Annotated in this window: 1 protein-coding gene and 1 pseudogene; one reads left to right on the forward strand and one right to left on the reverse strand. The window is 72.5% G+C overall.

Features of this window, described 5'->3' with window-relative positions; genetic code table 11:
- Positions 1 to 795 precede the first annotated feature (795 nt).
- Positions 796 to 1,461: an HAD family hydrolase gene (locus tag ADL03_RS43670; protein WP_053739559.1), complete on the forward strand. Its 666-nt coding sequence runs from the start codon at positions 796 to 798 to the stop codon at positions 1,459 to 1,461.
- Between the two features lie 252 nt (positions 1,462 to 1,713).
- On the opposite strand, the pseudogene ADL03_RS43675 reads toward ADL03_RS43670, so the two are convergent.
- Positions 1,714 to 2,193, reverse strand: a pseudogene (locus tag ADL03_RS43675) (hypothetical protein); the annotation flags it as partial.

Consider the following 2,193-nt stretch of genomic DNA (forward strand, 5'->3'; position numbering starts at 1 on the left):
ACGGGTGAAGCTTGTCCGGATTCCCGGGGTGGGGCGTCTGTTGAGGTGTCCGGGTTGGAAGGTCTGGCCCGCCCCGAATGAGGAAACGCGGGGGGCGGCTGGTGTGGTGCGGACGGGTGGTGATGCGGTGGGTGCCGGTGAGGTTGGTTGGGGGGTGTCACGGTGGCCGACCGGGGATGGCTGCGCGGCAGGGATGGCGGTAGGCTCACCGCGGTGGCGGCCGGGTAGGTCGCCGCTCGGGCCTGCACGCGGCGGCCGTTCGTGGGATTGCCAGCGGCGGTCGCGCGGCGGAAGCCGGTGAGCTGCCAGCGGTGATCGCGCCGGAGCCGGTGAGACGGCGGCGGTGATCACGCGCCGGAGCCGGTGAACCCGCCACAACGGCAGCGCGGCGGATGCCGGTGGATTCGCCGCGGCGGTGCCGCCTAGGCGCCCACGGGGGGCGTGATGCGCGCCGCGGCCATTCGCCCCGCGGTGCCGCCAGGACACGCGCGGTGGTGGCGTGATGTACGCCGTGGCCACTCGTCGCGCGGTGTCGCCAGAGCGCCCCGTGGCGGCGTGACGTGCGCCGTGGCCATTCGCCGCGGCGGTGTCCCCGAGCGCCCGCCGTGGCGGCGTGACGTGCGCCGTGGCCATTCGCCGCGGCGGTGTCCCCGAGCGCCTGCCGTGGTGGCGTGATGTGCGCCGCGGCCATTCGCCCCGCGGTGCCGCCAGAAGCGCCCGCGGTAGCGGCGTGATGTGCGCCGTGGTCGTTGGCGCGGGGGTTTGCCGAGGTCGGGACGCGGGCAAACCCGTTTCATGAGCAACACCCTGGTCCTCGACGTGGACGGAACCCTGGTCGACACCAACTACCACCACACCGTCGCGTGGCTGCGCGCGTTCCGCAGCCTGGACGTGACGGTGCCGGGATGGCGGGTGCACCGGGCGATCGGTATGGGTGGCGATCGGATGGTCGCGGCCGTTGCCGGCGAGCACGTCGAGCAGCAGCACGGCGATGACCTGCGCGCGGCCTGGGAGCGGTACTTCGACGAGATGATCGATGAGATTCAGCCGTTCGAGGGGGCGCATCGGCTGGTGCGGGCGGCCACCGAGATGGGGCTTTCGGTGGTGCTGGCCAGTTCCGGCAAGAGCAAGCACATCGAGCACTACCTCAAGTTGCTCGACCCCGGTGACGTCGCGTGGACGACCTCGGACGACGTCGAGAAGAGCAAGCCCGCGCCGGACCTGCTCCAGGTTGCGCTGCGTGAGGTGAAGGGCGATCGGGCGGTCATGATCGGCGACTCGGTGTGGGACTGCGAGGCCGCGCGGCGGGCCGGGTTGCCGTCGATCGGGATGCTGACCGGTGGGGTCAGTGAGGACGAGCTGTTCGACAGCGGGGCGTCGGCGGTTTACCAGGACCTGGACACGTTGCGGGGTGAGCTCGCGGACCTGCCGTTCGCCGAGTTGGCGGACCCGGCGGTTTAGGACGGTGCCGCACCCAGCCCTTCGCGGCGGTTGCGCCGAGGGTTGGGTGCGGCACGAGTTGAGGCGCGGCAACGGGCCGAGGCGCGACAACGGGCCGAGGGTGCGAATCAAGCATGACGTGCCAGACGCGGTGCGGACCGGCACCGCAACATGGGACGCCACTCACATCAGCGGCACCAGCCCTGTCAGCAGCGCGGCTTCCGTCAGCAGCACGAGTCACATCGGCAACACGAACTCCGACAGCGGCGTGAGTTACGTACGCGGCCCCGTCGACGGCTTCTGCGGCGTGGTCCGCTCCCGGTCCTTGCCCCGCTGCTTCGTCGCCTCCAGCTCGGACGACGTCCCGCCCGTCGGCCCCACCCCGGTGGTGGTCACCCCAGGCGGCGCAGTAGCAGGATCATCCGGCGACGTCTGACCGTTGCCGCCCGGCTGGCCGGTCTGCCCCGGCTGGCTGGACTGGCCCGCCTGACCGGACTGGCCGGCCTGGGGCGACTGGCCGGCCGTGTGCACCACGGTCACCGTCGACGCCGACACCGTGATGACCTGCGTCGACGGGTCGGGTGCGACCTGCGGTGGGGAGGCGGGGGCCTCTTCGCCGCCTAGGTTCACCACGAACGCCACCACGCCGATGGCGGCCGCGGCTGCCGCTGCGGCGAGCGACCAGCGGCGGGGGTGGCGGGGGCGGGGTGGTTCGGGGGTTTCGTGGGCCGCCACCGGTGCGGAGGGCAGGAG

The organism is Nocardia sp. NRRL S-836 (assembly GCF_001279525.1).
Lineage (GTDB): Bacteria > Actinomycetota > Actinomycetes > Mycobacteriales > Pseudonocardiaceae > Lentzea.